The 4,718-nt window shown below is 69.8% G+C and carries 2 protein-coding genes and 1 rRNA gene; all 3 read left to right on the top strand.

Annotated elements, in window-relative coordinates:
• Nucleotides 1–93 (top strand): 5S ribosomal RNA (rrf, locus tag ACFWGZ_RS39535); the annotation flags it as partial.
• 120 nt (nucleotides 94–213) lie between these two features.
• Entirely contained in the window at nucleotides 214–1,755 is a 1,542-nt protein-coding gene (locus tag ACFWGZ_RS39530; protein WP_382456719.1) for a deoxyguanosinetriphosphate triphosphohydrolase family protein, read from the top strand.
• A gap of 146 nt (nucleotides 1,756–1,901) precedes the next feature.
• Nucleotides 1,902–4,694: a S8 family serine peptidase gene (locus ACFWGZ_RS39525; RefSeq protein ID WP_382456718.1), complete on the top strand. Its 2,793-nt coding sequence runs from the start codon at nucleotides 1,902–1,904 to the stop codon at nucleotides 4,692–4,694.
• Nucleotides 4,695–4,718 lie beyond the last annotated feature (24 nt).

Here is a 4,718-nt window from a genome sequence, read left to right as displayed (position 1 = left end):
ACACCCGGTCCCATTCCGAACCCGGTAGTTAAGCCCTTCTGCGCCGATGGTACTGCACTGGTTACGGTGTGGGAGAGTAGGTCGCCGCCGAACTTCTTCCCGAGATACCCCCGTGGGTCGAGCGCCGAAAGCGCTCCCCGCGGGGGCATTTTGGTGTCCGGGGGTCTTTGCGCCTCAAGGGCTTCTGGGCTCCGGCGGTATACCTTCTAGGCCATGCACAACGAGCAGCGCACCGCCCGCCGGTCCGTCGGCGTCGGACGTACGGCCGACCTCGCCGCCAACCCGTTCCGCGTCGACCGCGACAGGGTCGCGAGCTCCCCGTTCTTCGCGCGCCTCGGCGGCGTCACCCAGGTGATCAGCTCCACCGGCTCGGGCCTGCTCGTGCACAACCGCCTCACCCACAGCCTCAAGGTCGCCCAGGCGGCACGGGCCATCGCCGAACGACTCACCACCCGGCCCGAGCTCACCGCCGTGCTCGAGAAGCTCGGTGGCTGCGACCCGGACGTCGTGGAAGCGGCGGCTCTCGCCCACGACCTGGGGCACCCGCCGTTCGGGCACCTCGGCGAACAGGTGCTGGACCGGCTGGCGCGCCACCGGTTCGGCCTGCCGGACGGGTTCGAGGGCAACGCGCAGTCGTTCCGCATCATCACGACCACCGACGTGCGCGGGCCCAAGGCCCTCGGGCTCGACCTGACCGTCGCGGTCCGGGCGGCGATGCTCAAGTACCCGTGGACCCGGCACCAGAAGCTCAGCCTCGCCGTCGCACCGCGCGGTGCGTCCGAACCCGAGGAGATGCCGGGCACCGGCAGTTCCAAGTTCTCCGCCTACGTCACCGAGATGAACGACCTGCGCCAGGCGCGGGAACCGTTCGAGGGCCACATCGAGTCGTGGCAGCAGACCGTCGAGGCGAGCGTCATGGACACCGCCGACGACATCGCCTACGCGATCCACGACCTCGAGGACTTCCACCGCGTCGGTGTCCTGCAGCACGCGACGGTCGCGGCCGAGCTCGGCACGTGGCAGGCGCAGGCGCTCGCACTCGCCGGCCTGAGCGACGCCGAGCTGGGCGCGGAGATCCGCATGCCCGGCCGTTCACTGGAGACACTGCGCCGGCGCATGCACCTCAAGGACTCCTGGGTGATGAGCGACGAGGCATTCGCGCTCGCCGTCCGCAAGGTGAGCAAGGAACTCGTCGACGGACTGCTGGCGGTGCCGTTCGACGGTTCCGTCGAGGCGGAGCAAGCGGTCGCCGGCTTCAGCTCGCGGTGGACGCGCAGGCTCGTCGACGCGGTCGGCGTGATGGAGGAACCGACACCGCGGTCGGGTCACGTCGTGCTCGCGGTGGCGCAGTGGCACGAGGTGCAGGTGCTGAAGTTCGTCCACCGGCGCTTCGTGTTGCTGCGTCCGGATCTTGCGCTGCACCAACGAGGACAGGCACGACTTCTCAGCTCCCTCGTCGACGCGCTGGAGCAGTGGGTCACGGACCGGACCGAGGCGGACCGCTTGCCGCGCAGGCTGCACGACCTCGTGGAGCTGGCCGAAACGGAGTACGCCGGGCTCGCCCGGACGGAGCCGTCCACATTGGTCGGCGCGACCGGCGAGATGCCCGTTGGTCCTGACGCCATCAGGGGATTGGCGCGCGGGCGTGCCGTCGTGGACTTCATCGCGTCCCTCACCGACAACCAGGCGGCCGCTCTCCTGGAAGCCCTTTCCGGGCGAACCGGTCAGTTGTGGACTGACGCTTTTGTTCTGTGAAGTGTGATCGTGTCTGCTCAGTGGGAAGTAGCCCAATCGGATGCTGACTGTGATCACACGCGCACCATACGTTGGCGCCTCGACCGGGAATCTCCGGTCGCAGGCCGCGTGCTCGGGGGCACGCCAACGTTCGGGGGAGAAGCCCTGTGCGCCGATCTCGAAGAGGCACGACGTTAGTCACCGCAGGTACCGCAGTCCTTCTGGCCGCACTCACCGCCGTCACGCCCGCGTCCGCGGACCCGGTCAAGGCGTCGAAATCGATCAACGACCGCACCGCCGCGCAGATCGCCGCGCTGCAGAGCATCAAGAAGTCCCTCACCCCTGCTGAGTCCAAGGTGGACAGCACGCTCGTCGTGGAGGCGCGCAAGCGCACCCAGGCGGGGACGACGAGCGCCCTTCCCCAGGTGACGACCGGTGTGGCCGTGACGCCGCAGTCCACCACCCTCGTCGACATCCGCGCCAAGCAGTACTCGGAAGACCTGGTCACCGCTGTCCGCGCGGCGGGCGGGCAGATCAGGGCCGTGTCCTCCGAGAACCGCACCGTGCGCGCCGAGGTCCCCCTCGCGAAGCTCGCCGAGATCGCCGACCGCGGCGACGTCGCCCGCGTCGAGCAGGGCAGCGACGCGATGACCCAGGACGTGAAGAACAAGAAGGACACCAAGTCCCGCAAGGCGACTCCGTCCAAAGAGGACAAGGCCCGGGAGATCGAGCGCAGGCTCGCCGAGAAGCAGATGTCCGTCCAGGCGGCCGCCGTCGCGGAGAGCGACAAGGCCCACGCCGCCGATGCCGCGCGGGGCACCTTCCACGTGACCGGTGTCGGCACGAAGCTGTGCGCCCTGTCCGACGGTGTCAGTTCGCTGGCCGTGTCGCAGGCCGCCGGTGAGCTCCCGGCCGTCGACGTCCTGCCGGGTCAGGCGGGCTCCGGTGACGAGGGCACCGCGATGCTCGAGATCCTGCACGACCTCGCCCCCAACGCCGAACTCGGCTTCGCCACGGCGTTCAACGGTGACGCGAGCTTCGCCGACAACATCAAGAAGCTGCGCTTCCAGCTCGGCTGCGACGTCATCGTCGACGACGTCATCTACTTCAACGAGTCGCCGTTCCAGGACGGCATCATCGCGCGGGCCGTGGACGCGGTCGCCGCCGACGGTGCGCTGTTCTTCTCGAGCGCCGGCAACCAGGGCAACGTCGCCGACGGCACCTCCGGCCACTACGAGGGCCAGTTCGTCGACTCGGGCGTCGGCGTCGGCAAGTTCGCGGGCACGGCCCACGACTTCAACCCGGACCCGAACGCCAAGCAGCTCTACAACCCCCTGTCGAACTTCTCCGGCGACACCCCCGTGGTGCTGCACTGGGCGGACCCGCTGGGCCAGTCGTTCAACGACTACGACCTGTACCTGGTCAACTCCCAGGGCAACGTTGTCACCTTCAGCCAGAACAACCAGGACGGCGCGCAGGACCCGTACGAGCGCATCAACACCCCGAGCTCGTCGACGGGCACGCGCCTCGCGGTCGTGAAGTACCGCGGTGAGGACAAGTACTTCGCGCTGTCGCTGTTCGGCGGCCGGTTCGCCGACACCAACGACGGCCTGAAGAAGTACGTGACGCCGGGCACGACCCGCGGCCACTCCGCGGCCAAGGGCGCGATCTCGGTCGCGGCCGCCCCGGCCGCCGCCGCGCTGCCGTTCGACCTGGAGCCGGGCGACCCTGCCAACCCGAAGGGCCCGTACCCGAACGCGTACGACGGCACGCAGAAGCCGGAGCGCTTCACCTCCGACGGACCGCGCCGCACGTTCTTCGCGCCGGACGGCTCGCCGCTGGCCGAGACCCGGCAGAAGCCGGACATCACCGCGGCCGACGGCGTGACCACGTCGGTGCCGGGCTTCGCGCCGTTCTTCGGCACGTCCGCCGCGGCCCCGAACGCCGCCGCCATCGCCGGCCTGATCCTGTCCGGCAACCCGACCCTGTCGCCCGCCGAGGTCAAGGAAGCCCTTGTCACCACGGCGATCGACATCGTCGAGTCCGGTGTGGACAACCGCACCGGTGCCGGCATCGTGATGGCCGACCGGGCACTGGCCTACACGGGCGCCTCGCCCCAGGCGCTGGCCCGCGCGCAGAAGCCGACGGTCGTGAACGACGCCGACGGAAGCGCCTTCCTCAAGCCGGGCACCACCGCCACGGTCACCGTCCCGGTGACGAACAACGGTGACGGCGCGGCCGCCTCGACCTCGCTCGTGCTGTCCACCCCGGTCGCCGGCGTCACCATCGCGCCGCGCTCGAAGTACTACGGCACGGTCGAAGTCGGCCAGACGGTGTCCAACACCTTCAAGGTGACGGTCCCGGCCTCGGCGGGCCTCGGTTCCGCCGTCCGCCTGGACGCCCGCGTGACCTACTCGGGCTCGACGTCGCCCACGACGAACTCGTTCACGCTGCGCGTGGGTGAGCCGTCGCGGGACTTCAAGTCGTTCGCCTACACGGGCGCGCCGATCGCGATCCCGGACAACGACCAGACCGGCGTGTCCGTGACGCTGCCCGTCTCGGGCGTCGGTGCGGCGTCGAACCTGAAGTTCTCCGTGGACGGGGCGACCTGCTCCACCGCGGACGGCGCCACGACCGTGGGCATCGACCACACGTTCGTCGGTGACCTGGTCGGCACGCTGACCTCGCCCTCCGGGAAGAGCGTGACGCTGTTCTCGCGGGTCGGGTCCACCGGCAACAACATCTGCCAGGCCGTGTTCGACGACTCCGCCACCAGGGCGTTCTCGTCGGTCACGAGCGCGGACGCGCCGTTCACCGGGTCGTGGCTCGGCGGTGCGCCGCTGTCCTCGCTCACCGCTGACGGCGCGGACGGCAACTGGGTGTTCAAGGTCGCCGACGTCGTCGGGTCCGACCGCGGGTCGATCCGCGCGGTGACGCTCAGCGTCGCCGGGTGGGTGTGATCCGGTAGGTGAGGTGCGGAAGGC

It is taken from the genome of Lentzea sp. NPDC060358 (assembly GCF_042725365.1).
In the GTDB taxonomy this organism is placed as follows: Bacteria; Actinomycetota; Actinomycetes; order Mycobacteriales; family Pseudonocardiaceae; genus Lentzea.
Note: the sequence above shows the minus strand (reverse complement) of the source record. Positions and strands in the feature narration are given on the sequence as shown.

What these genes read in the sequence shown, in the direction of transcription:
- ACFWGZ_RS39530 (WP_382456719.1), top strand. Translation starts at nt 214, where the DNA reads ATGCACAACGAGCAGCGCACCGCCCGCCGGTCCGTCGGCGTCGGACGT.